Annotated in this window: 27 protein-coding genes; 8 read left to right on the top strand and 19 right to left on the bottom strand. The window is 62.6% G+C overall.

The genetic code is table 11. The features are described 5' to 3' along the window. Positions 1-270: 270 nt before the first annotated feature. From hpf to HMPREF2808_RS08295, 7 genes are all read right to left on the bottom strand, one after another. A complete protein-coding gene (gene hpf / locus HMPREF2808_RS08325) occupies positions 271-915 on the bottom strand; it encodes a ribosome hibernation-promoting factor, HPF/YfiA family (RefSeq protein WP_070522571.1) in 645 nt (214 codons plus the stop codon). Between the two features lie 171 nt (positions 916-1,086). Beyond that, entirely contained in the window at positions 1,087-1,767 is a 681-nt protein-coding gene (locus HMPREF2808_RS08320) for a ComF family protein (RefSeq protein ID WP_070624428.1), read from the bottom strand. Positions 1,768-1,788: 21 nt separating this feature from the next. Then, positions 1,789-3,498, bottom strand: a complete 1,710-nt coding sequence (gene lpqB, locus HMPREF2808_RS08315; RefSeq protein ID WP_070564896.1) for an MtrAB system accessory lipoprotein LpqB — start codon at positions 3,496-3,498, stop codon at positions 1,789-1,791. Further along, a complete protein-coding gene (gene mtrB / locus HMPREF2808_RS08310; protein WP_256388863.1) occupies positions 3,495-5,168 on the bottom strand; it encodes an MtrAB system histidine kinase MtrB in 1,674 nt (557 codons plus the stop codon). The genes lpqB and mtrB overlap by 4 nt, the downstream gene beginning before the upstream one ends. Before the next feature lie 69 nt (positions 5,169-5,237). Further along, on the bottom strand, positions 5,238-5,924 hold the full coding sequence (gene mtrA / locus HMPREF2808_RS08305; RefSeq protein ID WP_070522560.1) for an MtrAB system response regulator MtrA: 687 nt from the start codon (positions 5,922-5,924) through the stop codon (positions 5,238-5,240). A 1-nt stretch (position 5,925) separates the two neighbouring features. Further along, the gene (locus HMPREF2808_RS08300) at positions 5,926-6,546 is read right to left on the bottom strand and encodes a dTMP kinase (RefSeq protein ID WP_070530849.1); all 621 of its coding nucleotides are present in this window, start codon (positions 6,544-6,546) and stop codon (positions 5,926-5,928) included. A 33-nt stretch (positions 6,547-6,579) separates the two neighbouring features. After that, positions 6,580-6,933, bottom strand: coding sequence for a DUF4259 domain-containing protein (locus HMPREF2808_RS08295; protein ID WP_070522555.1), 354 nt, complete (start codon positions 6,931-6,933; stop codon positions 6,580-6,582). 377 nt (positions 6,934-7,310) lie between these two features. Here HMPREF2808_RS08295 and HMPREF2808_RS08290 point away from each other — a divergent pair, with 377 nt between their 5' ends. Both HMPREF2808_RS08290 and HMPREF2808_RS13775 read left to right on the top strand, forming a co-directional pair. After that, the gene (locus HMPREF2808_RS08290) at positions 7,311-8,042 is read left to right on the top strand and encodes a DNA-directed RNA polymerase II (RefSeq protein ID WP_246818542.1); all 732 of its coding nucleotides are present in this window, start codon (positions 7,311-7,313) and stop codon (positions 8,040-8,042) included. Positions 8,043-8,071: 29 nt separating this feature from the next. Further along, a complete protein-coding gene (locus HMPREF2808_RS13775) occupies positions 8,072-8,251 on the top strand; it encodes a hypothetical protein (RefSeq protein WP_246818541.1) in 180 nt (59 codons plus the stop codon). A gap of 51 nt (positions 8,252-8,302) precedes the next feature. Here the strand turns inward: HMPREF2808_RS13775 and manA are convergent, their stop codons facing one another. Together manA and HMPREF2808_RS08280 are read right to left on the bottom strand one after the other, a co-directional pair. Further along, entirely contained in the window at positions 8,303-9,532 is a 1,230-nt protein-coding gene (gene manA / locus HMPREF2808_RS08285) for a mannose-6-phosphate isomerase, class I (RefSeq protein WP_070624426.1), read from the bottom strand. A 9-nt stretch (positions 9,533-9,541) separates the two neighbouring features. Further along, positions 9,542-10,495, bottom strand: a complete 954-nt coding sequence (locus HMPREF2808_RS08280) for an exopolyphosphatase (RefSeq protein ID WP_246818540.1) — start codon at positions 10,493-10,495, stop codon at positions 9,542-9,544. A 29-nt stretch (positions 10,496-10,524) separates the two neighbouring features. Between HMPREF2808_RS08280 and cobA the strand changes: the two genes are divergently transcribed. After that, positions 10,525-11,253 (top strand): uroporphyrinogen-III C-methyltransferase, encoded by a 729-nt coding sequence (gene cobA / locus HMPREF2808_RS08275; protein ID WP_070624424.1) that lies wholly within the window; start codon positions 10,525-10,527, stop codon positions 11,251-11,253. Positions 11,254-11,275: 22 nt separating this feature from the next. Here cobA and HMPREF2808_RS08270 read toward each other — a convergent pair whose 3' ends face one another. From HMPREF2808_RS08270 to HMPREF2808_RS08255, 4 genes are read right to left on the bottom strand one after another with little or no spacing between them, the layout of a single operon-like run. Next, positions 11,276-12,292, bottom strand: a complete 1,017-nt coding sequence (locus tag HMPREF2808_RS08270) for a sulfite exporter TauE/SafE family protein (RefSeq protein WP_070624423.1) — start codon at positions 12,290-12,292, stop codon at positions 11,276-11,278. Next, entirely contained in the window at positions 12,285-12,977 is a 693-nt protein-coding gene (locus tag HMPREF2808_RS08265) for a sirohydrochlorin chelatase (RefSeq protein ID WP_070624422.1), read from the bottom strand. Before HMPREF2808_RS08265 ends, HMPREF2808_RS08270 begins: the two co-directional genes overlap by 8 nt. Positions 12,978-12,997: 20 nt before the next feature. Beyond that, positions 12,998-13,246 carry a hypothetical protein gene (locus HMPREF2808_RS08260; RefSeq protein WP_070624421.1) on the bottom strand — a complete coding sequence of 83 codons (249 nt, stop codon included), beginning with the start codon at positions 13,244-13,246 and terminating at the stop codon, positions 12,998-13,000. Then, a complete protein-coding gene (locus tag HMPREF2808_RS08255) occupies positions 13,243-14,913 on the bottom strand; it encodes a nitrite/sulfite reductase (protein ID WP_070624420.1) in 1,671 nt (556 codons plus the stop codon). Before HMPREF2808_RS08255 ends, HMPREF2808_RS08260 begins: the two co-directional genes overlap by 4 nt. Before the next feature lie 229 nt (positions 14,914-15,142). On the opposite strand from HMPREF2808_RS08255, the gene HMPREF2808_RS08250 reads away from it, so the two are divergent. Beyond that, positions 15,143-16,495: an FAD-dependent oxidoreductase gene (locus HMPREF2808_RS08250; protein WP_070624419.1), complete on the top strand. Its 1,353-nt coding sequence runs from the start codon at positions 15,143-15,145 to the stop codon at positions 16,493-16,495. 166 nt (positions 16,496-16,661) lie between these two features. Here the strand turns inward: HMPREF2808_RS08250 and HMPREF2808_RS08245 are convergent, their stop codons facing one another. After that, on the bottom strand, positions 16,662-18,029 hold the full coding sequence (locus tag HMPREF2808_RS08245) for a phosphomannomutase/phosphoglucomutase (protein ID WP_070624418.1): 1,368 nt from the start codon (positions 18,027-18,029) through the stop codon (positions 16,662-16,664). Between the two features lie 48 nt (positions 18,030-18,077). After that, positions 18,078-18,521, bottom strand: a complete 444-nt coding sequence (locus HMPREF2808_RS08240) for a DUF3499 domain-containing protein (RefSeq protein ID WP_083299235.1) — start codon at positions 18,519-18,521, stop codon at positions 18,078-18,080. Between the two features lie 93 nt (positions 18,522-18,614). Here HMPREF2808_RS08240 and HMPREF2808_RS08235 point away from each other — a divergent pair, with 93 nt between their 5' ends. Continuing rightward, positions 18,615-19,085 carry a metallopeptidase family protein gene (locus HMPREF2808_RS08235; protein WP_070564863.1) on the top strand — a complete coding sequence of 157 codons (471 nt, stop codon included), beginning with the start codon at positions 18,615-18,617 and terminating at the stop codon, positions 19,083-19,085. A 128-nt stretch (positions 19,086-19,213) separates the two neighbouring features. Here the strand turns inward: HMPREF2808_RS08235 and HMPREF2808_RS08230 are convergent, their stop codons facing one another. The 3 genes from HMPREF2808_RS08230 to HMPREF2808_RS08220 all read right to left on the bottom strand — a co-directional run bounded on the left by HMPREF2808_RS08230 (position 19,214) and on the right by HMPREF2808_RS08220 (position 21,978). Beyond that, on the bottom strand, positions 19,214-19,462 hold the full coding sequence (locus HMPREF2808_RS08230) for a WhiB family transcriptional regulator (protein WP_005528147.1): 249 nt from the start codon (positions 19,460-19,462) through the stop codon (positions 19,214-19,216). A gap of 489 nt (positions 19,463-19,951) precedes the next feature. After that, positions 19,952-21,046: a mannose-1-phosphate guanylyltransferase gene (locus HMPREF2808_RS08225; RefSeq protein WP_070522520.1), complete on the bottom strand. Its 1,095-nt coding sequence runs from the start codon at positions 21,044-21,046 to the stop codon at positions 19,952-19,954. A 56-nt stretch (positions 21,047-21,102) separates the two neighbouring features. Continuing rightward, positions 21,103-21,978 (bottom strand): glycosyltransferase family 2 protein, encoded by an 876-nt coding sequence (locus tag HMPREF2808_RS08220; RefSeq protein ID WP_070565257.1) that lies wholly within the window; start codon positions 21,976-21,978, stop codon positions 21,103-21,105. Between the two features lie 89 nt (positions 21,979-22,067). Between HMPREF2808_RS08220 and HMPREF2808_RS08215 the strand changes: the two genes are divergently transcribed. The 3 genes from HMPREF2808_RS08215 to HMPREF2808_RS08205 are packed head-to-tail and all read left to right on the top strand — an operon-like array spanning position 22,068 to position 25,211. After that, a complete protein-coding gene (locus HMPREF2808_RS08215) occupies positions 22,068-23,720 on the top strand; it encodes an LCP family protein (protein WP_193629808.1) in 1,653 nt (550 codons plus the stop codon). Between the two features lie 45 nt (positions 23,721-23,765). Next, positions 23,766-24,464, top strand: a complete 699-nt coding sequence (locus tag HMPREF2808_RS08210; protein ID WP_070624416.1) for a TIGR03089 family protein — start codon at positions 23,766-23,768, stop codon at positions 24,462-24,464. 24 nt (positions 24,465-24,488) lie between these two features. Further along, the gene (locus HMPREF2808_RS08205; protein WP_070624415.1) at positions 24,489-25,211 is read left to right on the top strand and encodes a sulfite exporter TauE/SafE family protein; all 723 of its coding nucleotides are present in this window, start codon (positions 24,489-24,491) and stop codon (positions 25,209-25,211) included. Between the two features lie 88 nt (positions 25,212-25,299). Here the strand turns inward: HMPREF2808_RS08205 and HMPREF2808_RS08200 are convergent. Next, positions 25,300-26,248 (bottom strand): type IV toxin-antitoxin system AbiEi family antitoxin domain-containing protein (locus HMPREF2808_RS08200; RefSeq protein WP_246818539.1); only part of this gene is annotated, 949 nt, incomplete at its 5' end.

The following is a 26,248-nucleotide window of genomic DNA, read 5'->3' as shown; positions in this document are numbered from 1 at the left end:
GATAATCCTTCTTGTCGCGACAAATAAGTTAACTCGTCGCCATTGTACTCACTAGCTTTTCTGTAATGATTCGCCACCCAACCCAAAGGGCGAATCCGGCCACTGCCCGGCACCCCTCTTGCGGCCGCCTCCTCCCCACGCAAAGCTCAGCAGACAGGGATTAATAGATGTTAATAGAGGCATAAGAAGGCTCCCTGCCCCGCTGCGCGCGTGCGCTGCGGGGCAGGGAGCCTGTGGGTTAGGGCGCTAAGGCCCTTGGAGGCTTAGGCCTTAAGCATCAGCATCCGTCAGGGAGATGAGACCGTAGTCGAATGCGTGGCGGCGGTAGACCACGGAAGGCTTGTTGTTCTCTTCGTTGATGAAGAGGTAGAAGTCGTGGCCAACCAGCTCCATCTCACTGAGTGCATCATCAACAGACATCGGGGTGGCTGGGTGCTCCTTGAAGCGCACAACCTGGCCCGGGCGAACATCCTCGACGGTCTCTGCGTAGGGGTCGATGTAGCGCTCTTCCTTGGCCGGCTTGGCTGCTTCAGCCTCTGCGACCAGCTCAGCGGCAATCTCACCAGTACCCTTCTGAGCGCGGTGGCCGGACTTCACGTTCTCGCGACGTACCTTGACCTTGCGCAGGGAGCGCTCCATCTTGCCCAGGGCGGTTTCGAGCGCCGCGTAGAAGGAATCTTCCTTGGCCTCGGCGCGTGCGATGTGGCCCTTACCGGTGGCGGTGATCTGCAGGCGCTCAGCCTCGGACTCGCGGCGCGGGTTCGGCTCGTGCTGCAGCTCCACGTGGAAGAACGTCAGGGTCGGATCAAGACGCTCGATCTTGGCCAGCTTTTCAGTGACGCGGTCCTGGAAGTGCTCCGGAACCTCCACGTTGCGGCCGGTGATGGTGACCTGAGCGTTGGTCTGCTGGGACATGAAATGCCTCCCTATTCTCGTGGGGACTGAATGACTGCACATTCTGCGGACGCTCACAGCCCTGTGATGAGGGGCTTGATGCCCGCTTCCCTGTGACACCCCTCATGCTACCACTGGTCATAACCAACCCGGTCAGTGGCCCCCTCTGCGCATGCTTGGCGACGCCCCTCCCTACGCATCTGCCAGCACAATCGCACCGGCCACGTCACCCCCGATGGCCCACACGCGAGCGGCGCTGGCGCGAAGAGTAGCTCCGGTCGTGATGACGTCGTCGACAAGCAGCACACTGCGTCCCACCAGCTCGCGCGCACAAGGCCGCAAGAGCACTGCCCTGCGCATATTGTCGGCGCGTTCCGCCGCGCCGAGCTGCGACTGGTCCGCACTACCTTCGGCTGTGCTCAAGGCATTGACCACGTCCCAGCCCGGAAGCCGGGCGGACGCCGCCTGGCACAGCGCAGCGACGGGATCACCACCGCGCTGGCGGGCCGACGACGCGCGTGTGGGTGCCGGCACGAGCAGCGCGGTCTCCGGAATATCGCCGCGTGCGCGCAGGTACTCGATGCCGGCAGCCAACACCGCACCGAGGTGAGCTCGCACCGCCTGGTGCCCGCGTTCCTTCATAGCGATGATGACCCCACGGCGAGTATCGGAATAGGGGCCAAGGGCCCAGGCCGGGAAACCTAGGGGTTGCGGGCGTTCCACGCGGCATGGCACCTGTCGAAGGTGCTCCTGGCAGGCCGTGCACAGCACCCCGCCTGCGGTGGCCTCACCGCCACACCCCGCGCACGGGCGCGGCAGGAACAGTTCCAGAAGTGCAGCGGCGGCCTCCCCTATCCCCCGGTTTTTCGGCATGCGCCCCACTCTAGCGCGACTCTAGCGCGCGATGATGGGTGAGGAGCGCACGCCCTGCAGGCCTTCGACCTCACGCCAATAGGAGCGCTCGGACCCGCCCGCAGGAAGCTGCAGTAGGGCGTGCGCATCGGTGACGTAGTGCGTCGACGGTGAGGACGCCACCGCCACCACGGGCGCGGTGATGTTTCCGGTAGGCAGTGTTGTTGCCGAAGAACCATCCTGCTCGATGCGCCACACCGGAGAGTTCGAAGCGGAGGTACCCACGAGCAGGGAGCCGTCCGTCTGCCACTCCACCGACAGCGCCGAACCGGTCAGCTCCGGGCCCACCTGGTGGACGTTGACAATGCGGCGCTCTCCCGACGTCGCGCGGGCAACCACACCGGTGTACACGCTGCCGTCGATAATCATGGCTATACGCGCTCCCGTGAGTGACAGACGGATGACCGAAATCTCTCCCTCCACGTTCTCCAACGCAGAGGTGTCAACCTCGGCGGTGCTCAGCTCTCCGGTGGCCGGAGAACGCGTCACGCGGACCACGTGTTTACCGTCGACGACGGTCCACGCCACCTGGCCGCCCACCTCAAAGGTGGGGCGGGCCAAAGTCTCGCCCTTGATCGAATTCTCGAGCTCGTGGCCCAGCTCGCCCATCGTTAGCTGCGACTCCTTCTCGGAGCGCTTGCGCACGGCGGCCACCATCCCCTCATCGGAGATATCGGCGGACTGAATGTCATGAATCTGTCCGGCCATGCCCGGCACCTCGGCGCTGCCTTCACCCTTAACCTCAAGCAGCGAACCATCGTTGACTGCATAGAGCTTGGGCACCGATTGGGCGGCTACCTCGGGGTTAAACTCCGCGAAATCATCAATGGTCATCTCCTCCATGCCATCCACAAGCGGGCTGCCATCGATGGTGGCGCGGACGGAGTTCGTGATCTCGGCGTTGTTGAGGGTCCACACCAGCTGGGCGGCGAACTTAAGGCGCTCCTCCTGAGTCATCGAAGCCATGCCGCTGAACTCATAGACTCCATCATTGATTCCCAAGAAGGTGGCGTCCTTGGGGATCAGGCTGGAGGTTGCCGGCGCGATATCGGAGGATGGTCCCTGCAGCAACAGCGTGACTAGCTCCGAGGCAATCGAATCCTTTCCTGAATAAAGCCAGCGACGATCCGCCACAAGCAGGCGTTGAGTCGTATCGAAAAAGTACAGCGACTGCGGGCGATAGCGATTGCGCAATTCGGTGCGCTCAATCACGGCACCGGTAGGCAGATCCGTAATGCGCCATTGCCCATTGAATTGGCGCAGCCGAACGGTCGCCTCAAGACGCGAGTTATCGGGGACATAGGCCCCGCCGTTGGCCAGACGGCCGATGATATTGCCACGCACCGAATACTCCAGGGCACCGTCCTCCATGTTCGAGGTCACCAGATCGATGGAATCCACCACGAGAACGGTGTCAGTAGGGTCCCAAGAATTGGCTATCTCAGAGGAAAGGAAGGTGCGTGCGGCAGCGTAGTTTCCGGTGGGAATCGCCACGGCCGAATAAAAGTCACGGACAAGCAAATCAGGTTCGCTATCGGCGCGCGGCTCGACGACGGCATCGTCGGCCCGGTCATGCGGTTCGAAGGTACTTATCACCTGCGGATCGGTGTTATGCGGCAACGTCGAACAACCAACGAGAGCGGTGAGTGCGACGCAACTGAGTACTGCGAGCGGGCAGCGGGCTGGAATCATCGCTGAGCCTCCTCCTCGAAGTCGGACACGCTGTCTTGGTTAAAAGGCGGATCCACGGCGCGGGCCTCACGCTCGGAGGGCCACACAATCCCGTTGTCCGTTTCTGCTTTAACCGCAGGAGCCTCCGGATCAGCGCTCAGCTCAAGAGCGAATTGTTCCTCTGCTTCTATGGGCTTCGGTGCCCCCGGCACTTCCAGAGCAATGGGCTCGGACTCCACCTGCTGCCCCGGAGTGCGTGGAAGGATCAATCGGAAGCGCGAACCGACGCCGTAGTAGCCGATGGCGTCGAGCGTGCCCCCATGGAGCACGGCATCCTCGCGAGCGATGGCAAGGCCCAAGCCGGTTCCACCAGAATGGCGCTTGCGCGAAGAATCCGCGCGCCAGAAGCGGTTGAACACCAGCTCTTCTTGGCCTTCCTTGAGACCCACACCGGAGTCGGTGACGGCGATGCCGACGGCATCCTCAGTCGCGCCGACGTCCACGATGACGGGATTGCCCTCAGAGTGGTCGATGGCGTTCGCAAGCAGGTTGCGCAGGATGCGCTCGACGCGACGCGAATCGCATTCCACGGCTACGGGTTCTTCCGGCACATGAACGACGACCTCCACTCCGAGCTCCGAGGCGAGGTGCTCCACTTGGCTCAGCGCGGAGTCCACGCAGGAGCGAATGTCGATGGAGGCCGTGGAGAGGTCAGCCACGCCGGCATCGTGGCGAGAGATCTCCAACAGGTCCGCGAGCAAGTCCTCGAAGCGGTCCAGCTCCTTGATGAGCAGCTCCGCCGAGCGCTTGGTGTAGGGGTTGAATTCATCCGCATCTTCCGCGATGACATCCGCCGCCATGCGCACCGTTGTCAATGGCGTGCGCAGCTCGTGGGACACGTCAGAAGTGAACTGCCGCTGGAGATCGCCATACTCCTCCAGTTGAGTGATCTGCTTGGAGAGCTTATCCGCCATGTCATTAAAGGAGGAGGCGAGGCGGCCCATTTCATCGTCTGAGTTGACCACCATGCGCTCACGCAGGTGGCCGGCAGCAAAGCGCTGCGCAATGCGGGAGGCGGAGCGAATCGGGACGATCACCTGCTGGGTGGCCAGCCAGGCGATGCCGACGAGGAGGACAACCACCACCACTCCGGCAGCCGAGAGCAAACCACGCATGAGCGCCATCGTGGATTCCTCAGATTCCATAGACAACACGAGGTAGACCTGGGTATTCGGGATGTCGCTTTCAATGGGCGTGCCCACCATCAGCGCGTTGTAGGTTGCTCCCGATTGCTGGTCCACCGTGGCGTATTGCTGCACGACTTGGCCCCGGCCAACGAGCTCACGCATCCCGTCGGGGATGCGGTAGCCCTCCGGGGACGTCGTGGCCGTGCCGTCGGAATTCTCCACGACGATGACCGGTTCATACACGGCCTGGGCATCGGGTTGTTGCGCCGATAATTGGCCCAAGGCGGCGCGTGCAGAATTGATGCGCACCTGCGTTGAGTTTGCCGTACCGGTGGCATCGATCTGCTGTTCCACGGCCACGCGGGCGCGATCGAGCTCCTGTAGCGCCGTGTCCTCCTTCTGGCTCACTAGCTGCTGCGTCAGCACCGACACCAGCGCGTAGGCCAGGATGATCATGACCACCGTGGAGGCCACCAACATCATGCCCAGGACACGTGTCTGCAGGGAGGTGCGCCAGCGCTCGACGACGCCATCCCGGACTCGCCTTAACCAACCAAAAATAGCGGCAGTCCTTTACTCGGCGGTTTTTCCAGTCTTGTACCCCACGCCGCGCACGGTGAGGACGATACGCGGATCCTCGGGGTCGTGCTCAATCTTCGCGCGCAGGCGCTGGACGTGCACGTTGACAAGGCGCGTATCGGATGCGTGGCGGTAACCCCAGACAGATTCAAGCAGCGCCTCGCGAGTATGCACCTGGCCGGGCTTGCGCGCCATCTCCAGAAGAAGGTCGAACTCCAGCGGAGTCAGCGAGATTTCCTCGCCGCCCTTGCGGGTAACGGTGTGCTCGGGGACGTCGATAAGCAGGTCCCCCACCTCAATAATTTCTCCCGTGCCCCCATCGATTCGACGCAGGCGCGCGCGGATACGGGCGATGAGCTCCTTCGGCTTGAAGGGCTTGGTGATGTAATCATCCGCACCCGATTCGAGGCCGAGAACCACATCAACGGTGTCTGTCTTCGCCGTCAGCATGACGATGGGCACCGAGGACTCAGTACGAATGGCGCGGCAAATATCCACGCCATTCATGCCCGGAAGCATGAGATCCAACAGGATCAGATCCGGGTCATGCTCGCGGAAGGCCGGGATCGCCTCATTTCCATCGTTAACGGCAATAGGCTCCAGCCCTTCTGCCTCGAGCACGATGGTGAGCATTTCGGCGATTGCCGGGTCATCATCCACGACCAAGATTTTCGGTGCCACTTTATTGTTCTCCTACAAGCTCCTTGACAGCTTGGATAATCATATCGGCATCCGCGGTGGCGATCCACCGCCCTGCCCACTGCTGCTCTGCTAAGCGACGGTAGGCGGCCGCCGTGCGAGACTGCAACGCGGCATCGCGCTCATAGCGGTCGCGGTTGCGCCCTTCATCCTCTGCTGCACGGGCCACGGCACGCTGACCGGCAAGGGCGACGTCGGTATCCAAAAAGATCTGCAGCTGCGGCACCGGCAGGCCGAAGCGTTCAAACTCGAGCTCATAGATCCAATCGACGATGAGCTCACCGCCGACCCGCGCGGCGGAATACGCAGCGTTGGACGCCACATAGCGATCCAAGATGAGCAGGCTATCCGTGGACTCAGCGGCGGCAAGGAGCTGCTCTTTGGCTCCGTGCCGATCCAGCGCAAAGAGCGTAGCCATTCCATAGACCGAATCGGTCAGATCCCCCATACGCCCATACAGGGCCTCCTGCGCGAGCTGCGCATGGATGGACTCTTCGTAGCGGGGAAAGCTCAAGACTTCGACATCGCAGGCTAGTTCTTCCCGCAGGCGCTGGGTAATGGTGTTTTTACCCGCGCCATCGATTCCTTCAATACTGATCAGCATGCTGTTATATCTAGCGTGTACCTAGTGCTGCCGTTAGGACAAGGCCTCGATGAAGGGCTCGAGGTCGTAGTCTTCCTCGACCTCTTCGAGCAACTCCAGGGCATGTTCGTTGAGGTTTTCGCTGCCGGATCCGGCGAGATCCCGGATGAAGGGATAGTCTTCGACGACTTCTCCGGCGCTGAACGGGGCGCCTGCCCAGATCGCGGCTATCGTGGCCGCCGCCAAGGCGTTACGCTGCTCCTCCTCGGTCTGTTCTTCGCCCGAGACCGCAAGCGCGCAGGCATCATCTACCGCGGCAACGATTTCTTCATCCTCAAGGTCTGCCAGTTCATCCAGGAAGTCGACGTTGACCTCGTCGGCGAAGATGTCCTCATCCCATGAGCTCATTGCTTTCTCCTTCATCCTTAAGTGAATTAGGGGTCTGTGTTTTTATCCGCGTTCGTGTATCCACGGTGGGCCGGTGCAGCTTCGCGGGCGGGCGCTCCGCGCAGCCGGTATCTAATCCAATTTCTACCATTCTTTAGATGCCCTCATGCAAGGCTTCGGTCAAGAGCGCGGTTTTATTACGGTCACATCGCTCCGTGCCGTCTTCCGACTGCCTCTCCTCCTGTCCTCCTCCATATGCTGCATTTCGCCCACTGCCCTATGCCACGCCTAAACGGGGAATTTTGCCCAGGCCATTTACTATCTCCGGATTCGTGTTATCGTTGTTACCGACTTGTGACATTTACGCAGGCTTTTGTGCAGGAAGGAGAGCGCCCCGCATGACGAGCAGTTCACGCCGCATCTTGGTCTTTGTCGCGGCCGGCCTCCTCTGTGCCGTCGCCGTAGGCGTCGCAGTGTGGCGCATGAGCGCGCCCGAATCCGTCGTGTCTAAGCCCTCCGCTGCCACCGCCGTGTCGAGCACCGCGTCTTCCGCTCCCTCGACAACGCATTCCTATACCACCACGGCTGCCCCGACATCCACGCAACCGAAGCAATCGAAAACTAATGTCGCCGCGCCGGCGGAGGATCCCTACCTGGCACCGAATGCCGTGGTGAACCGCACGGAGCCGGTTGGCCCCACGGCCGTCTACCGCCCGGACAATGTTTCCTCACTGCAGAACCAGCAGCCGCAGGCAACTCCGAACAATCCGTACCCGCAGGCGCCGGTCAGCACGGCCCCTGCCGTGCCGCCAACGGACGGCTCTACTCCGGCCTCCAAAACACCGATTCCGGGTACTCCTCAGCAAAGCTCCGAGCCCACTCAGCCGTCGGCCACGCCGGAATCTCAGACCGCCGTGCCGCAAGAGGGCCCAGTGGAGGACCAGGACGGCAACCAGCCCGCTGAGCAGCCGCAACCCAAGGAACCTACGCCCTCGCAGAACACTGGAGTTCCTAAACCCCTTGACTCCTTCATCCCGCACCCCGCCGGGTTCACTCAGAACGCGCCCGCGCCTGATGCGGAGCCGAAAGCGCAACAGGGCGAGCCTATCGCTGCCCGAAAAAGCCGTTGAATGAAGCCGCTCCGCAAGGCGGCGATGTAGTGGAAGCAGTGGAGCGCGAATCCGCGGCTTACCGCACCAACGAGGCCGCCCCGACTCCCGCCGCGCCGACGGATGATGCTCCCGCGGCGGAGGAGCCTTCCGCTGCGACCCCCTCCGCTTCTCATTCGGCCGACAACGGCGAAACTACCGCCGCATCAGCATTGACGCAGTCCGCCTAATTACCCGCGCCGTTAACTAAACGGCAGCAGAGTTAACGAAACAGCCGCAGACTAAACGCGGGCGATAAATACCTCGGCGTCTTCGCCACCGGTGGAACGAACGGTGGCGGCCGGGTCGCTAGCGGGAATCCACGCCGCGTGACCCGCGCCAAGACTGACGTTTTCTGCCTCGGCATTGCTCAATGCCACCGAGCCGGAGGTGCACAACACAATCATGGGGCCATCGCTGTCGACCTCGACGCTCTCCTCACCAGAAAGCTCGACGCGATCCAGCAGGAACTCCTCAATCGGCACTGGGTAGGACCATGCCTCTGCACCCTTTATGCCTCCTGTCTCGGCTGCGTCTTTCAGGTCCACGCGCGGATCTTCTGCCGCCTGGTAGGTGAGGACTTTAACCAGCTCGGGGACGTCAACAAACTTCGGGGTCAGGCCACCGCGCAGCACGTTATCGGAGTTAGCCATGATCTCTACACCCAGGCCAGAGACATAGGCATGCAGCTGCCCAGCGTCAAGGTAAATCGCCTCCCCCGGCTGCAGGACGATGTGATTGAGCAGCAACGCGCCCAACACGCCGATATCCCCCGGGTATTGCTCGTTGAGCTTGGCCACGGTGGCCATCACGGTGGCCATCCACGGCTCGCCCGCCTGGTTGCCGCGCAGGCGCTCGCCCGCCGCTACCACCGCGCTGATCAGCTCCTTGCGCTTGGCACCCGGGATCGTAATCCACGTGGTAAACAGCGCGCGGAGGCTGTCGCCTTCAGCGGCAGGATCGGTGTCGAGCATGCCCTCGTAGTGAGCCAGTTCTTCGCAGTCCAAGGCCGCAAAGAGGCTGCGGGTCTGCGCTAGCGGACGGAAACCCGCCATGGCGTAGAACTCCGTGAGCGCCACGATGAGCTCTGGCTTGTGGTTGTCATCCTTGTAGTTGCGGTTTGACGCCGTGAGGTCGATTCCCGCCGCGTTCTCGCGGGCGAAACCTTCCTCGGCCTGCTGCTTCGAAGGGTGCGCCTGCAGCGACAGCGGCTCTGCAGCCGCCAGAATCTTCAGCAAGAAGGGAAGGCCGGCGCCATACTTGTCAGCCACCCGCTGCCCCAGCTGGCCTTGCGGATCTGCCGCGATGATCTCATCCAGCTTTTCTCCCTCAATCGTTGAGGGATCCGCCGGGTGCGCACCAAACCACAGCTCAGCAACCGGGCTTTGAGCCTCGGGCTCGCCGAGCAGCGTCGGAATCAGCGTGCGCGAGCCCCACGAGTAATTGCGGGCAGCACTGGTGAGCAACTTCATTGACTTCCTCTATTTCACGTCGTAGGCGGTCGCGGCATAACTGCGCGTAATCAACTGCAGCGCGCGAGCCAATTCCCCACAGGAGGTATCGGTGCTCGCCGCTGCGAACGAGTGGGGAAGGTTCGCCTCTTCCTGTCCCCATAAAACAACTTTCAAGGGTACCAAAGGCTCTTCCGCTTCAAACGGGTCATAGAAGATGTCCGTCGGATTTGTCTGCAGAATCGGCCCTAAGCCTTCCGCGTCGACGACGGTCCCGCCTAGCCCATGGACTGCCCACAGCGTGCCCGCCATGCGGGCAACGAGAGCGTCGAGGTGCACCCGCGTGCGCTCCTCCGAGAACGCATAGGGATCGGGTCCACAGCTGTGGATGATTCGTCCGCCTTCCACAAATTCACGCAACGCGCGCCCGGGGTTCGTCGTGGAATCGCGCTGCGGTGACAGCGCTTCCAGCTCACGGTCCACGGCATCGGCAACGTCCTCCAACCGGCGGGAGACCAACACCGGGTCTTCGCTTAACACCGCGCTCACCGCATGCACGGCCGTGATGGCGCGCACCGGTGAAATCCCTTCGGCCGTGGGAAGGGTGTCGATGACGACGGTGTCCTCAGGAGCATCCTCGATTTCATTCAGCAGAATCGTCGTCGCCCCTCGGCGCGCGGCGTCGTGCAGCGCGCGCTCTGCCCATGGGCTATCCCCCGCCACCACCACGACGTCGAGGGCACCGGTAAAGAGCGGCAGCGATTCGCTGACCATGATGGGAACCTCAGCGGGCTCGGCTAGGCCCACGGCGACGTGGGCAGCAGCACGGGAAACCTGGTCAGCGGCAAGGACGACGATGCTGCGCGGGCGCAGCCCACCCAGCACGCGAGCCAGCTCTGGTACGGCGGCGGCCACCACGCGAGCTTGCGCGCCTTCGTGGGCGATGTCGAAGAAGCTCACGGATTCGGGGTCATAGGAAGTCATAGGCCCGAGCATAGCTAGGATGAGTGGCCATGAGCATTCATCCGGTAGTCCTTGTCGGCGGCGGCCCTGGCGCGTGGGATCTCATCACCGTGCGCGGCATGCGGGCGCTGCAGGAAGCCGAGGTCATCGTGGCTGATCACCTCGGCCCCACCGCCCAGCTGGATAAGTTGTGTGATGTTGACGCCAAGGAGCTTATCGACGTCTCCAAGATCCCCTACCGCGCCCAAGTGGCCCAGGAGCGCATCAACGAGATCCTCATCGAGCATGCCCAGGCAGGCCGCCGCGTTGTGCGTCTGAAGGGCGGCGATCCTTATGTATTTGGTCGCGGCTTCGAAGAGCTCACCGCCCTTACCGCCGCGGGTCTCCCGGTGGAGGTCATCCCCGGAGTGACCTCGGCGGTGGCCGTCCCCGCGCTGGCAGGAACGCCGGTGACTCACCGTGGCGTCGTCCATGCCTTCACGGTGGTCTCCGGGCACCTGCCGCCAGGACACCCCAAGTCCTTGGTGGATTGGGCAGCACTCGCGCGGTCTGGGGCCACACTTTCGGTCATCATGGGTGTGAAGAACGCGGCGGCCATTGCCACCGCGCTGATCGACGCCTCCCTTTCCCCCCACACCCCCGTACACATCATCCAGGAGGGCTCCCTCAACGGTGAGCGGGCCTTCCACTGCGAACTCGCCGAGCTAGGCGCAACCATGGAGGAGAACTCGGTGGCTCCCCCAGCGGTCATCGTTATCGGCAAGGTCGCCGGACTCTAGTCAACGCCAATACGGCACGTTCCTAGGATCGCGGCGAGCTCACTCCGACGGGTTCTGAATCCTCCGCTGGAGTGCCGGCCGGAAAGCCATCGCGTCCGGTCGGCTCCGTGGTTTCGACAACGCGGCTGCCGCCCCGCTGGGGCGCGGTGCTGGAACCGCTGTGCTCGTTTTCCTTGCCGCTAGCGCGGCGCGCACGGCGGGCATTTCCCCACACGGTCACCGCCACGCCCAGAACGAACGCGATGGACTGCACGATGAGAGTCTGCGGGTGCTGCAGGGCCCAACCCAGAGCTTTGGGGATGTTGAGCACCACGATGACCGTTCCTACGAATCCACCGAGGAGCGTGGGATTGATGCGGGAAATGAGCCACGCCGCAACCGGCGCAGTGATCGCCCCGCCGATAAGCAGGGCCACGACCGCGGCGGCGTTGGCCACGATTTCTTCCCAGAGGCCGACGATGAAGCCTGCCGTCGCGCCAAAGGTAACAAGGAATTCTGCGGTGTTGACGGTGCCGACAATGCGCCGCGGTTGTTCGCGGCCGACCGCCAACAGTGTCGAGGTGGAAATCGGGCCCCATCCGCCGCCACCCGAGGCGTCGACGAAGCCTCCCACCACGCCGAGGCCGGCGAGGAAAGGAGTCGAATGCGGCCGGGATTCTCGCGGTGCGGCGCTGCGCGTTCGCGAAAAGCGCCAGACCAGGTTGATGCCCAAGGCGATGAGGATGGCGGAGGTTACGGGCGCGGCTGCTTCCAGTGAGAGGTTGGACAGAACCGTCGCCCCGATGAAGGCAGACAGGCCTCCCGGCACACCGAGCTTGAGCACGGTGGGCCAGTGCACGTTGCCGAAGCGCCAGTGGCTGATTCCGGAGACCAGGGTGGTGCCGAGCTCCGAGGTGTGCACTACCGCAGAGGCTGTTGCCGGCCCCAGACCAGCCAGCAGCAGGATGGTCGTGGAAGTTACGCCAAAGCCCATGCCGATGCCGCCGTCGACAAGCTGCGCAGCAGCACCTGCCAGCGCGATGAGGATGAGGCTACGCATGGACCACCTCCGCATAGCGGTGCGACACAATTCCGGCGAGCGCCTCCCCCAGGGGCGGGAGCACACGCCTAGACTGGCCGCCGCCATCCCCGGAATCCGTGTCGAGGCGGTCTAGGAGCAGTCCTGGGCTCACGAAGAGCGGCACGACGACCTCCTGGCTCCCCTCCGAGCCCACGGGCCGGCGCTCGCCGCGCGTGGCAAAAGAGACCCGCGCCGCACAACCGGTGAGCTCTCCCACGCGCCTTGCTAGGTCAGCTACCGCTGCATTCGCTCGCTCATCGGAGGAACCGACGGAGTACACCACGACGGTATCCGTTCCTTCCGGCACCTGCTGCGCGAGCAGCCTGGCCATATCCTCCCCGGTGCCGAGGCCACGTGCTTGGCGGAGGGCGACTCCGGAAGCCGCGGAGGCCTGAGCCAGTGCGGCGGGAACGTCGACGCGCTGGTGGTAGCCCTCAGTAAACAGCAGGGGCACGACCACCGCCTCACGCACGCCTTGTTCAGCAAGGTTGCGCGCGGCCTCTTCGAGGGGAGGATCGTTGAACTCGAGGTGCGCGGCGGTGGCTGGCGCACCGGCAAGCTCGCCGGCAGCGCGGGTCAGGGCCGCCACGCTCGCCGCGGCCGCGGGATGGCGCGAGCCGTGCGAGAGGGTCAGCAGTGCGGTGGTGGAAGTCGGGGCTGTCATGGCTGGGCGGTGTCCTTTTCCTAGGCGGTGGCGGTGGAGTGGCCGCGGCGAGCGAGGGAGCGCTGCAAAGCCTCCGTTGAGGACACCGCCGGCGCGGGCGCTACCGGGGCATCGTCCTGTCCGTGGAAGCGTACGGAAAAGATGCGGAGGCACTCCTGACACTTCCACGCAAAGTCGTCTTCCTCGTCTGGGAAAAGATCAGTGCCGGCACAGTAGGGGCAGTACGCCGGGTGGTTGCGGTTGGGGTTGGGCTTGCGGCGGAAATTCATTGCAAGTCCTCCTCGTCCGCGCGTAGCACCCAGTGGCGGAACTGCTCGCCATCTTCGCGCTGCTCCTTGTATTTATTGACCAAGCGGATGACATAGTCGGGGACTTCATCGGCCACCACCTTGTGCCCGCGCAGCTTGCGGCCCCAGTCCGGGGATAGGCCGAGGGCACCGCCGAGGTGGACCTGGAATCCTTCGACGCGATTGCCATCGGCATCGGTCACGATCTGTCCTTTAAGCCCGATATCCGATACCTGCGAGCGCGCGCAGGCATTGGGGCAGCCGTTGAGGGCGATGGACAGCGGCACGTCGAGGTCACCGAGGGTATCTTCCAGGATGTCGACGAGCTCGATGGCGCGGGCCTTGGTGGTCACGTGGGCGAGCTTACAAAATTCCAGGCCGGTGCAGGAGATGACGCCGCGGCGGAACTCCGAAGGCTGGGAGTACAAGCCCGTCTCATCCAAAGCGCGGGACAGGGCGGGGATATCCTCTTCCGCGACGTCGAGGAAGAGAAGCTCCTTCATCGGGGTGGTACGGATGCGGTTGATTCCGAATTTCTCGGCCACGTCGGCGATGGCGATGAGCTGCTCGCCGGTGGCATGCCCCACAGTGGGCTTGACACCCACGTAGAACTTGCCGTCCCGCTGGCGGTGCACGCCGAGGTGGTCGCGGTTACCGGGGGCGATGGGGAGCGGGAGGCCGTCGAGAAGCGGCGCGTCCAGATACTCCTCTTCTAGGACCCTGCGGAACTTCTCAATGCCCCACTGCGCCACCAAGAATTTCAGGCGCGCGCGGTTGCGGTTTCGGCGGAAGCCATAGTCGCGGAAGATGCGCGCAACACCGGCCCACACCTCCGGGACGCGCTCAAGCGGGATCCACGCGCCAAGGGATTGCGAGAGCATCGGGTTGGTGGACAGGCCTCCGCCCACGAAGCAATCGAAGCCCGGCCCGTACTCGGGGTGCTCGGTGCCAACAAAAGCGATGTCCTGGATTTCGTGCGTCACGTCCTGCCGGGAGTTACCAGAAATGGCGGTCTTAAACTTGCGCGGGAGGTTGTGAAACTCCTCGCGCGGGAGATAGTTGTTCTTAATCTCCTCGATGGCCGGGGTGGCGTCGATAATCTCGTCGGCCGCCACACCCGCTACCGGTGAGCCAAGGATGACGCGGGGCACGTCGCCGCAGCCCAGCAAGGTATCCAAGCCGACGGAGCGCAGCTTCTCCCAAATAGCGGGGACATCTTCAATCTGAATCCAGTGCAGCTGAATGTTCTGGCGGTCCGTAAAGTCCGCGGTGGAACGGGCATAATCGCGGCTAATCTCGCCTACCGCGCGCAGCTTGGCGGGATCCGCGCGGCCCCCGTCGAAGCGCACGCGCATCATGAAGTACTCATCCTGCAGCTCGGCGTTGGTGAGTTTGGAGGTCATCTCACCGCCCAGGTTCTGGTTGCGCTGGGTATACAGGCCCAACCACTTAAAGCGCGGGGCAAGATCCTCGGCGGGGATGGAGGAGAAGCCCTGCTTCGAGTAGATATCAATGACGCGCTGGCGCACGGCGAGGGCGTCGTCGGCCTGCTTAATCTCCTCGTCAGCGTTAAGCGGGGCGGTGCCGTCGATCTTCCACTGGCCTTCCGGTTTTTTCGCGCGTGGCTTTCGCTGTGTGGCGGTGGTCATAATCTGCTGCCTTTCGTCGGATACTGAAAACCTACCGGTCTAGCTAAAACAGACAAAGCAGTCTTTTTTATTTTCTCCCGAATATGCAAAGCACGCTGGGTTTATGCCACAATGTTCTCCGAATGTAATTAGGCCCAGTTGCCCTACAGCAGACAAGCCGGTTCAATGAAACCCACGCTTGTTTAGACCTAAGCTTTCGTTAGTTACTACAACATTCCGAAAGGCCATCATGACCCAGCAGCCCCTGAAAGTAGCCGTCATCGGCGCCGGCCCAGCCGGCATCTACGCCTCCGACATCCTGGTGAAGAAGACCGGCGGCAACGTTCAGATCGATCTCATCGAGCAGATGCCAGCCCCCTTCGGGCTCATCCGCTACGGAGTGGCTCCGGACCACCCGCGCATTAAGGGAATCATTAACTCCCTGCACCGAGTGCTCGACACCGAACAGATCCGCCTTCTGTCCAACATCACTGTGGGCCGCGATGTCACCGTCTCCGAGCTTGAGGAATACTACGACGCCGTCGTCTTCGCCACCGGCGCCGTTGGTGACCGGGGCATGCAGATCCCGGGCTCCGATCTCGAGGGCGTCCACGGCGCCGGCGAGTTCGTCGGTTTCTACGACGGAAACCCGCGCTTCGAGCGCTCCTGGGACTTGTCCGCCACCGACGTCGCCGTGATCGGCGTGGGCAACGTGGGCCTCGACGTGGCCCGCATCCTGGCCAAGACCGGCGACGAGCTTAAGGAAGCCACCGAGATCCCCGATAACGTCTACGAGTCCCTGGCCAAGAATCAGGCCACCACCGTGCGCGTCTTCGGCCGCCGCGGTCCGGCACAGGCTAAGTTCACCCCGCTGGAGCTCAAGGAGCTCGACCACTCCCCCACCATCAACGTGGTGGTGGACCCGGAGGACATCGACTACGACGAGGCCTCCCTCAAGGCCCGCGAAGAGGCCAAGTCCTGCGACCTGGTCTGCCAGACCTTGGAGGGCTACGCCATCCGTGAGCCCAAGGAAGCTCCGCACACCCTGCAGATCCACCTCTTCGAGCAGCCTGTCGAGTTCATCGGTGAGAACGGCAAGGTCACGGCAGTAAAGACCGAGCGCACCGCACTCAACGGCGATGGCTCCGTCTCCGGCACCGGCAAGTTCACCGAGTGGCCGGCACAGGCCGTCTATCTGGCCGTGGGTTACCGCTCTGATGCCATCGAGGGCGTTCCCTTCAATAAACAGAAGAACGTCATCAACAACGACGGCGGCCACGTTGTCGACCTCGACGGTGACGTCGTGCCGGGCCTCTACACCACCGGCTGGATCAAGCGCGGCCCGGTGGGGCTCATCGGCAACACCAAGTCCGATGCCACGGAAACCATCGGCATGCTGCTTGCCGACGCCGATGCGGGCAACCTCTCCCACTCCCGCGAGGAGGACATCGTGGAACTCTTCAAGTCCAAGGGCTTGGAGCACCTGACCTGGGAGGGCTGGAAGAAACTGGACGCCGCCGAGCGCGCACTGGGTGAGGCCGAAGGCCGCGAGCGCAAGAAGTTCGTCGAGTGGGAAGAGATGGTCACCCACTCGCGTGACTAAACCGCCAACCCACGGCTGGGCCCCTCAGCCCAGCCCCCCACGGCCAAGCTGGGTTTTCCCAAACTACAACTGCCCTATCTGACGAAGTTATCGCTCCCGCCGCGATGAACGCGGGGAAAATCGTCAGATAGGGCAGTTTTTCTTCAAGGAATTAGTGCGTCACACGCTAGGCGCGGATGATGCCGAGGACCTCGTCGACGATGGCCTGCACCTCGTCGGCAGTCTTGGCCTCAACGTTGAGGCGCAGCAGCGGCTCAGTGTTGGAGGCGCGGACGTTGAACCACGCGTCGGTGCCCTTCAGCTCTACGGTCACGCCATCGAGTTCGTCGACGGACTCAATCTTGTCCGCCAACTCATCGAGCACGCGCTGCGTCGTAGCCTTCTGGTCCTCCACAGTGGAGTTGATTTCACCCGAGGCCTCGTAGCGCGAGTACTGCGCCATGAGCTCGCTCAGCGGCTTGTCCTGCTCACCCAGAGCAGCCAGCACGTGCATGGCAGCGAGCATGCCAGAGTCCGCGTTCCAGAACTCCTGGAAGTAGTAGTGCGCGGAGTGCTCGCCACCAAAGACCGCCTTCTCCTTGGCCATCTGGGCCTTAATGAAGGAGTGACCCACGCGGGTACGCACGGCCTTGCCGCCCTTCTCCGCGATGAGTTCCGGGACGGTCTTGGACGTAATCAGGTTATGGATGACGGTGGCACCAGGGAACTTGTCCAGGTAGCGCTCCGCCACCAGCGCACAAATAGCAGAAGGCGAGACCGGCTGGCCCTTCTCATCCACCACGAAGCAGCGATCCGCATCGCCGTCGAAGGCAAGGCCGATATCCGCCTTCTGCTCGACGGTGAACTTCTGCAGGTCCACCAGGTTCTTCGGATCCAGCGGGTTAGCCTCGTGGTTGGGGAAGGTGCCGTCGAGCTCAAAGTAGAGATCCCGAACGTCGAAAGGCAGGCCCTCAAAGACCGCTGGGACGGTGTGGCCGCCCATGCCGTTAGCGGCGTCGACAGCCACGACCAGTGGGCGGGAATTCTCCAGCGGCACCAGGCCGCGAAGGAAAGCCGCGTAGTCCGGCAGAACCTCACGCTCAGTGACGGTGCCTGGCTCGCCGTCGAAGGCCGGGGTGCCGTCGATCAGCATGTCCTTGATCTGCTCCAGACCAGTCTCCTGCCCCACCGGAACAGCACCCGCGCGGCAGAGCTTGATGCCGTTGTACTTAGCCGGGTTGTGGGAGGCGGTAAACATAGCGCCCGCACAATTGAGGTGGCCGGCGGCAAAGTACAGCTCATCGGTGGACGTGAGGCCGAGCTGGATAACATCGAGGCCCTGCGCGGCAGCCCCCTCAGCAAAGGCGGCGGCCAGCTGCGGGGAGGAAGGACGCATGTCGTGGCCCACTGCCACGGTGGTCTCCCCTTCCCCGCAGAGGATGGCGGCGTAGGCCGCGCCGGTATCGCGCACGAGGGTTTCGTCGATGTCCTCACCCACGACGCCACGGACGTCATAGGCCTTGATCACTGCATTGAGCTGTTCACGAGTTCGCATAGCCCACAAGCATACCCCCGTCAGTCGCGGTAATCCGCGTGCGACGAACTAGTCGGCGTCCGGAACCACCGTCAGGTGAGCGCGGCGGCGCTGGCGGGCATCGTGGACGCGGCGGGTTCGGAACACAGGGTGGTTCGAATTCCGCGGATCCGCGCCGTCGAAAGTAGCGGAATAGTCAATGGGATCGGCGCCGGAACCAGCAGTGGAATCATCCACCAGGCCAGTGGTCACGCGCCCGGCCTCCCGGACGGCCTCGGCGAGAGCTGTAAGGTCATCGTCCTCATCGAGCTCGATGCGGTCAACGCGCACCATTTCCCATCCTTGCGGGGCGGTAATTCGTGCGCTGTGCTTTTCGCACAGATCCCAGGCATGGGGATCGGTTTCTTCGGAGAGCGGGCCCACGACGGCGGTTTGCTGCGCGTAGGCGTAGGTCAACGTCGCCACGGCGGGACGGCCGCAGCCGGGGCGGGAGCAATGGCGAGAGCTATTCACGGGCCCAAGTCTAAACCCTAACTTGAGATTTAGATAGTTCAGCGCGGCGCGTCTCGCCGCGAGCCCACCTCGATGCGGCTTAGACTAAGCCGCATGACCACGCCTCGCCCGCATATTCGCCCGGCCCGCCACCGCCATGGCCGTGGTGCCCGCGGGCCGCTGTTGCCGCAGAATACGCCGCGCTACCGCAGCAGCGCCGAGCGCTTCGACATGGCCGTGCTCGAGGCCTACTCCCCCATTCACAATGCCTTTGCCGAACAGCTCACCGGACTCGATCTCGCCGTTGATACCGTGCCCCGCATGCGCCTCTCAGTTGATATGACTGTGTTGCCGGATGAAATCATCGCGGATGGCCCCGTTCCGCTCGGGCGCATCGTCCCGGCGGGCGTGGATTCCGAAGGCCAACCCACGCGCGCCCGACTCGTCATTTTCCGCATGCCCGTGGAGGAGCGCGTGCACTCCGCGCAGGAGCGTGAAGAGCTACTGTCCACGGTGCTAACCGCTCTGGTGGCCAATTACCTCAACGTCGATCCCGGTGATATCGATCCGCGTTTTACTTGGTAAAGGCTAGGGGTGCAGAGCGCCCCTGCCCTAAAACCACTACTCCCCCTCACCGCCGAGACCCGAGCCAAATGACATAGGACTGTGCAGTGAGGGGGAGCACTGATGCTGGTTAGTAGCTGCTTTGAGCTCTAACCAATCTCACGCTTGAGGCGGCGACGCTCACGGTCCGAAAGCCCGCCCCAGATACCGAAGCGCTCGTCATGCTCCAAGGCATACTCGAGGCATTCATCACGCACCGCGCAGGCCTGGCAGATACGCTTAGCCTCGCGGGTAGATCCTCCCTTTTCCGGGAAGAATGCTTCTGGATCCGTCTGGGCGCACAGCGCCTGGTCTTGCCACTCCTGCTCGACGGCACCAAAGAGTTCATCGAGCGACATCTCTGCAGCAGCACCGCCACGGAGAATAGCGCTGTTATTCGTTGTATTGTCCACGCCGCTTCCTTTCTCCGAGGTCGTTTCTCTCTTAATTCGATGGCACCGACCCTACACCGAAAAGATTTTTCGGTGCCGTGCCCGCCGTGCCGTTGATTACACTGATGTCATTTCACACCGAATCACTAAATATCGTCAACCTGTCGCGAGAGATTTTTCGGCGGCTCCAGCGAAAACGCTGTACAGCATCCCCAACTTTCACATCCGTCACAGATCGCCCATCTAGGGGGCAATCATCGGGGGTACTACATGTAGTGGCCACCCCCAACCCTGTGAACAATTCTAAGGTTGCTTCGGCGTGTCGCCACCCAGTTGGGCAAAACACATGGATCTCATTCGCACCATGAAAACCATGCGTCACGCCCAAAAGATACGGAAAGCACCGAGAAGGTTCCTTCCTCCTCGGTGCCTTTTCCTCCTTTTACGGCGCAGCGCTTAGGCGTCGGAGCTGAAACGCACGCCAGCGTCCGGAATGCTCACGCCCGGGAAGACGCGCATGCCGCCCTGCAGTTCGCAACGCGCGCCAATGGTGGCGCCTTCACCAATAACGCAACCATCAATATGCGCGTTGGCACCGATGTGCGCGCCCGAGGCAATGATGGAGTTGTTAATGATGGCACCCGGCTCAATGGTCACGCCGTCAAAGACCACCGTGCCGTCCAAACGCGAACCCGCCCCAATGACAGACCCGCGACCCACAGCCGTACCCGACAGCAACAGCACGCCACCGGCAATACCCGCGGACTCATCCACCACGGACTCGCCCGTGCGGCCCACCAGCAACGGTGAATGCGCAATGCCGCGCACCAGATCGGAAGAACCACGGACGAAATCATCCGGGCGGCCCATGTCGCGCCAATAGGAGTTGTCCACATGCCCAACCACTAGGCGGCCAGACTCCAGCAGCTGCGGGAAGGTCTCGCGCTCCACGGAAACCACACGGCCCTCCGGGATGGTCGCAATAACATCCTTCTTAAACACGTAGCAGCCAGCGTTAATCTGGTTCGTCGGCGGATCCTCGGTCTTCTCCAAGAAAGCGGTCACCCGCCCGTTGGAATCCGTCGGGACGCAGCCAAACGCGCGGGGATCGGCGACGTTGAGCAGGTGCATCGTCACGTCGGCATCCTTCGAGTGGTGAGTATCGAGGATGCCGTTGAGGTCCATACCGGACAAAACGTCACCGTTGAACACCATGACCGTATCCTGACGCAGCTTGTCGTAGACATTGCGGATACCGCCGCCCGTACCCAGTGCGGTTTCCTCCACGACGTACTCGATCTCCAGACCCAGATCTGAGCCGTCCCCGAAGTACTCCTCAAAAACCTCCGCCTTATAGGAGGTGGAGAGCACCACGTGCTCAATCCCCGCGTCCTTGATGCGGGCGAGGAGGTGCTGAAGGAATGGGTAGTTGGCCGTGGACAGCATCGGCTTCGGTGTGCCAATCGTCAGCGGGCGCAGGCGAGTGCCGCGACCTCCCACCAGAATGACGGCATCGGCCGTCGATCCCCACTGGGGCGCTGATTCAGTCATATCGTTCCTTAATCTCTTTTCAGATAAGCCACCGTTAGTGTATAGGCGCACCTAGCTCAGGAGCCGTCGCGGCACGCGCTTAATACCAGCCCACGTACGCGCAGCCCCAGCCACAAGGCCACGCGCAGGGGCGCTTGGTACCAGTGCGGGTGCCTGTCCGCCTGGAAGCGATAGGCCGAATCATGGTGCGCGCGCAGCATTGCGCCGCGGTGCGCCTGCGTCGAATGGCCTTTGGCGTGGGTAATCACCGCCGTGGGGCAGAAGATATTGCGCCAGCCGGCGCGGACGAAGCGGTCACCTAAGTCCACATCCTCCAAATACATGAAGTAACGCTCATCAAAGCCGCCAATCTGTGCAAAAGCCTCCCAGCGCACCAACAGACAGGAGCCGGATAGCCAGCCGGCGGGGCGCTCGCTGTCCATGTCGGCGTCATCGCGGTAGGCGCGCGACCACGGGTTGGAGGGCCAGATCGTTCCGAACAGCGCATGGCCAATTCCCGTGAGCAACGTGGGCACTGCGCGCGCCGAAGGATAGTTACTGCCGTCCGGCTCCACGATGCGCGGCCCCACCGCCGCGGCATCCGGGTGACGGCGTGCGCACGCAATCAGCTCATCCAGGGAGCCTTCGCTAAAGGTCACGTCCGGGTTGGCGATGAGGAAAAATTCGTCATCGACCCCACGCGCACGCACAAAGCGCGCGCCGGCATTCATCCCCGCGCCGTAGCCGATGTTGCCGCCGGTATCGAGGAATTCCACGTCCACGTGTTCCCGCGCGGCGGCTTCCGGCACCCCGTCGGTCGAGCCGTTGTCGGCAAGGATGGTGAGGGTAGGGCGGGACGTCGCCAAGCGCAGCGATGCCAAGAAGTCGCTGAGGTAACGGCCAGGAGAAAAGGTCACGGTGACCACGGCCAGGGGTTTCTGTAAATTCTTCACGATGAATCTGAGCGTACCCAACGCCAACGCGCGCACGCGCCCGCGACACTGCTTCACGTTTTTGCAGCGAGCTCACCTAAACTAGTCCCGTGACTTCCCCGAACTCCCCGCGCGCCGCCCGCCATATCCAGGCCGCGCCCTCGCAGTCCGCGCCCACCGCCCAACGAGGATCGACGCCGGTGAAAGCCATCGTCGCTTTCTTGTCCGCCGTTGTCCTCGTGGTCTCCGGCGTGGGTTACTTCACCGTGGGCAAGCTGGGAAATGACATCTCCTCTGCGTCGAACCTGGCACTGGGTAACCAGGGTGGTTTCAAGGACAGCAGTCTCGATGGCGCGGTCGATATCCTGCTCGTGGGCAAGGACTCCCGCACCGATGCCAAGGGGAATCCGCTTTCCGAACAGGAGCTGGCAGATCTGCATGCCGGCGTGGACGAAGGTGAGGAAAACACGGACACCATCATGGTGATCCGTATTCCGAACGACGGCTCGCGCGCGACTGCCGTGTCTATCCCGCGCGATACCTATGTCCACGACAGCGAGTTCGGAAACACCAAGATCAATGCTGTCTTCGCGCTCCACAAGTCCGCCAAGATGGAGGAGCTCCAGCAGGAGAACGCTGAAGCTGAGGCAGCAGGTAAAAAGCCTCCCTACACGGAGAAGGAGATGGAGAAGGAGAGCACGGAGGCCGGCCGTGCTGGTCTCATCTCGATGGTGCGCACGCTCACGGATGTCAGCGTTGATCACTACGCTGAGGTGGGGCTCTTGGGCTTCGTGCTGCTTACCGACGCCGTCGGGGGCGTCGACGTCTGCCTCAACAATGATGTGGATGATCCGATGTCCGGGGCGAAGTTCCCGAAGGGGCGCCAGACCCTCAAGGGCTCCGAGGGCTTGTCCTTCGTGCGCCAGCGCTACGACCTGCCGCGCGGCGACCTCGACCGCATCGTGCGCCAGCAGGCCTACATGGCCTCGCTGACCTCGAAGGTTTTGGATTCGGGAACGCTGACGTCCCCGGGCAAGCTCAACAAGATCGCCGATGCCGTGGAGCGCTCCGTTGTCATCGATGATGGCTGGGACATCATGGGATTCGTCACCCAGCTGGCCGGACTGGCCGGCGGCAACGTGACGTTTACGACGATCCCGGTGACCTCCATTACCGGCGTGGGTGACTATGGCGAATCGGTGGTGACCATCGATACCGCGGAGGTCCACCGCTTCATGGATGATCTGGCCAAGTCCCAAGAGAAGGCTGAGGAAGAAAAGAAGTCTGAGGATGCCCCAACCGACCAGGAAGGCGAAGACGGCGAAAAGCCCGTGGCCGAGGACCTCAACCTCCACGTCCTGAACGCCGGCACCGTCGACGGCATGGCCGGCGGAATCGGCGCGTGGTTGAAGAACGTGGGCTACACCGTTGAGCGCACCGCCAATGCGCAGTCGGGCCTGTATACCGAGTCCCAGATTGTGGCCGCGGATGCCAACGATGAGCGCGCCCAGGCCTTGGCTGAGCAGCTCGGTGGCCTGCCGGTCACGGCCAACGAGGAGCTCGAGCCGGATACCTTCATCGTGGTGGCTACCGATGACTACTCCGGTCCGAAGGACGACTCCGCGCAAGAAGAGGAGGCTACCGCCGAGACGAGCGAAGGCGGCGACACCCAGCAGGTGGGTACTCCGGGCGATGACTTCGGTACCGCCGAGGTGGCACCGGAAATCGACGCCGGCGGCGACGGCCCGCGCTGCGTGAATTAAGAGCGTCGTGGCGGGCTGAGCGCCCGCCACCTACGATGGGCGGACATGGAACTCCTTCAGCATCTCTTGTCCGCCGATGCCTCCGCTCCCCGCCTCAGCGTCTACAACGAAGCTGACGGCACCCGCATGGACTTCTCGGCGCAGACGCTGGAGAACTGGACCTCCAAGATTGCCAACATGCTATTGGAAGAGCTCGACCTTGAGCCCGGCACCGATGCCCGCATCCTCATCGACCTTCCGGTGTCGTGGCAGTCTGCCGTCATTGCGCTTGGGGCACTAGCCGCGGGCATCCCCTTTGACATTACGGATGGTGCGGCTGCCCCAGAGCCGCACGCCGATGATCTCGCCGTAGTTTTCACCTCCCCGGAGGCCTACCTCGAGGCCACCGCCGGCTCGGCTTCTACCCCACTGGTCGACACGGTGCTGGTCACGCAGGATCCTTTTGGCCGCGGCGTGGTTGAAAGCGGCGGCGAGTTGCCTCTCGGCACCATCGACTTCGGCCCCACGGTGCGCTTTTATGGCGATCACTTCTATGGTTCCACCACTCCGCTTCCGGAGCTTTTCCCCACGGATTTGGGCGCTGAGCGCGTGTTGTCTCCTGGGTGGAGCGACACCGCTTCCTTCCAACGTGCTGTGTTAGAGCCACTGGCTGCGGGTGGCTCGGCCGTCATCGTGTCCGGATTGTGCTCGGCGGACCGCTTGGAGGAAATCGCGGCCAACGAGAAGGTCACTGTCCGCACTTGAAGCCTGTCGTGAGATAGTAGACCGATGTTCAGCTGGCTCTACGTCTTCATCGGCCTACTCATCCTTGTGGGCACAATCTGCCAGGGCACCATCGGATTCGGCCTGGGCACCATCGCCACCCCAATCTTGGCGCTGATTAAGCCGGAGCTTGTTCCCACGCTTATCCTCCTGCTGGCCTTCGTCATTTCAACCACGACAATGCTCAAGTCACGCTCAGCGGTGTCGTGGGACATCGTGGCGATTTCCTCCATCGCGCGAATACCCGGCTCCCTGCTCGGCGCGTGGGCCATTGCCTCCCTCTCCCACCGCGGGCTCTCCCTTTTCATCGGCTGCGCCGTCATCTTTGCCATGACCTTGTCCAGCCTCGGCTGGTCGCCGAAGCGAACCACCACCAACATCGCGGTGGCGGGCGTTGCCTCGGGGTTCCTGGGCACGTCGACCTCCATCGGTGGTCCACCCATGGCGTTAGTCATGAAGGGTTACGACCCCGCCCGCATACGCGGCACCCTGTCGGGCACGTTCATCATTGGCTGCGCCATCTCGCTGGCGATCTTGGCCTTAAGCGGGCAAATCACCAGCCTGCAGCTCACCACGGCCGCGGCCTACCTTCCGGTAGCCATCGTCGGCCTCATCGCCGCCGGATACCTCAACCGATTCATCAACGCCACGGTGCTCAACCGCATCGTCATCATCGTGGCCATCAGCGCGGCTGTGGCGCTCATTGTTGAGGGGCTGGTTGCTGCCTAGCGTCCGCGGCCTACTGCCAGGACCACGCTCCACACTGCCCGTTCTGCCAAAGTTCTCGCCTCCGACCCAAGATCTGTCAATAACTTTGTCAACTAGGGCAGTCGGGCGGCTGCGGGACGTCGGGCGGCTCAGGCGGGTCCGGTGGCAGATACCCCAAGTGCTCGCTGTACTCCCAGGGCTTTGGCTTGGGTGGCAACACTCCCTCATGCCAGAAGCCGATGAATTTGAAGTAGCGCTTCTCAAAGTCCGGATTCCTGGCATTGGCTATCTGGTCGATGACATAGTCCAGATGATGTGCCACGCAATGACCTGTGTAGCGCAACGTGAGCCACCCAATCAGCGCACCCTCGTTGTTCTTCCAATGGTCTCGCAGCCATGCCTCTCGCTGGGAATGGAATTTCATCCCGTTGATTTCTACCGCAACCTTGAGCTCTGGGAGCACGATGTCCCAAGTGTAGTGGCCGATAACAACGTTGCACTCAACTTTGATTCCGCGCCTTTTCAGCCCCTTGGCCACCTTGACCTCCGCACCGGAATCCGTGAACAGGGCGGCTTGCTCCAGCATCCGTTGGCTTGCAACAGGGATGACATTGAGTGCTTCGCGGTGGCTGTCCAAGCGAGCACGCCCCACCTTCGAAGAATAGATAGATTCGAAGACGCGAATCCCCAAATCAGGACTAACGGACTTCATAGCGACAAGAGGATTAAGAATCCGGATCCCCGACAAAGTGACAAAACTAGTGACGCTCACCCGCGAGTGCACATAAAAGGTCGATGTCGGCATCCTCTCTGCACTAGCAAGCCTCAGTGGAAAAGTGACAGGCTCGCCAAGGAGGACCTGGGCTGCCGTTGTGCCTGTCGCCTTAAGGTATGGACGGTGCTCCTGCAACAGCTTCAAAAGCTCTAAAGGCTCGGGCCTGCCCCAGACGTAGATTCCCTTGGCGATTCTCGCAATCTCCCCACGGCTCACGCGAGTTGCAAGCGCGCCTTTAGATAGGCCGCGCACAACGCCATGGTTCATGTCATTCCCCCCCCCC

The sequence above is a fragment of the Corynebacterium sp. HMSC078A10 genome (genome assembly GCF_001811565.1).
Taxonomy (GTDB): Bacteria; Actinomycetota; Actinomycetes; order Mycobacteriales; family Mycobacteriaceae; genus Corynebacterium; species Corynebacterium hesseae.
This window is presented reverse-complemented; position numbering and strand designations above follow the sequence as displayed.

What these genes read in the sequence shown, in the direction of transcription:
- hpf (WP_070522571.1), bottom strand. Translation starts at nt 915, where the DNA reads ATGTCCCAGCAGACCAACGCTCAGGTCACCATCACCGGCCGCAACGTG.
- HMPREF2808_RS08320 (WP_070624428.1), bottom strand. Translation starts at nt 1,767, where the DNA reads ATGCCGAAAAACCGGGGGATAGGGGAGGCCGCCGCTGCACTTCTGGAA.
- lpqB (WP_070564896.1), bottom strand. Translation starts at nt 3,498, where the DNA reads ATGATTCCAGCCCGCTGCCCGCTCGCAGTACTCAGTTGCGTCGCACTC.
- HMPREF2808_RS08300 (WP_070530849.1), bottom strand. Translation starts at nt 6,546, where the DNA reads ATGCTGATCAGTATTGAAGGAATCGATGGCGCGGGTAAAAACACCATT.
- HMPREF2808_RS08295 (WP_070522555.1), bottom strand. Translation starts at nt 6,933, where the DNA reads ATGAGCTCATGGGATGAGGACATCTTCGCCGACGAGGTCAACGTCGAC.
- HMPREF2808_RS08290 (WP_246818542.1), top strand. Translation starts at nt 7,311, where the DNA reads ATGACGAGCAGTTCACGCCGCATCTTGGTCTTTGTCGCGGCCGGCCTC.
- manA (WP_070624426.1), bottom strand. Translation starts at nt 9,532, where the DNA reads ATGAAGTTGCTCACCAGTGCTGCCCGCAATTACTCGTGGGGCTCGCGC.
- HMPREF2808_RS08280 (WP_246818540.1), bottom strand. Translation starts at nt 10,495, where the DNA reads ATGACTTCCTATGACCCCGAATCCGTGAGCTTCTTCGACATCGCCCAC.
- cobA (WP_070624424.1), top strand. Translation starts at nt 10,525, where the DNA reads ATGAGCATTCATCCGGTAGTCCTTGTCGGCGGCGGCCCTGGCGCGTGG.
- HMPREF2808_RS08270 (WP_070624423.1), bottom strand. Translation starts at nt 12,292, where the DNA reads ATGCGTAGCCTCATCCTCATCGCGCTGGCAGGTGCTGCTGCGCAGCTT.
- HMPREF2808_RS08265 (WP_070624422.1), bottom strand. Translation starts at nt 12,977, where the DNA reads ATGACAGCCCCGACTTCCACCACCGCACTGCTGACCCTCTCGCACGGC.
- HMPREF2808_RS08260 (WP_070624421.1), bottom strand. Translation starts at nt 13,246, where the DNA reads ATGAATTTCCGCCGCAAGCCCAACCCCAACCGCAACCACCCGGCGTAC.
- HMPREF2808_RS08255 (WP_070624420.1), bottom strand. Translation starts at nt 14,913, where the DNA reads ATGACCACCGCCACACAGCGAAAGCCACGCGCGAAAAAACCGGAAGGC.
- HMPREF2808_RS08250 (WP_070624419.1), top strand. Translation starts at nt 15,143, where the DNA reads ATGACCCAGCAGCCCCTGAAAGTAGCCGTCATCGGCGCCGGCCCAGCC.
- HMPREF2808_RS08245 (WP_070624418.1), bottom strand. Translation starts at nt 18,029, where the DNA reads ATGCGAACTCGTGAACAGCTCAATGCAGTGATCAAGGCCTATGACGTC.
- HMPREF2808_RS08235 (WP_070564863.1), top strand. Translation starts at nt 18,615, where the DNA reads ATGACCACGCCTCGCCCGCATATTCGCCCGGCCCGCCACCGCCATGGC.
- HMPREF2808_RS08230 (WP_005528147.1), bottom strand. Translation starts at nt 19,462, where the DNA reads ATGTCGCTCGATGAACTCTTTGGTGCCGTCGAGCAGGAGTGGCAAGAC.
- HMPREF2808_RS08225 (WP_070522520.1), bottom strand. Translation starts at nt 21,046, where the DNA reads ATGACTGAATCAGCGCCCCAGTGGGGATCGACGGCCGATGCCGTCATT.
- HMPREF2808_RS08210 (WP_070624416.1), top strand. Translation starts at nt 23,766, where the DNA reads ATGGAACTCCTTCAGCATCTCTTGTCCGCCGATGCCTCCGCTCCCCGC.
- HMPREF2808_RS08205 (WP_070624415.1), top strand. Translation starts at nt 24,489, where the DNA reads ATGTTCAGCTGGCTCTACGTCTTCATCGGCCTACTCATCCTTGTGGGC.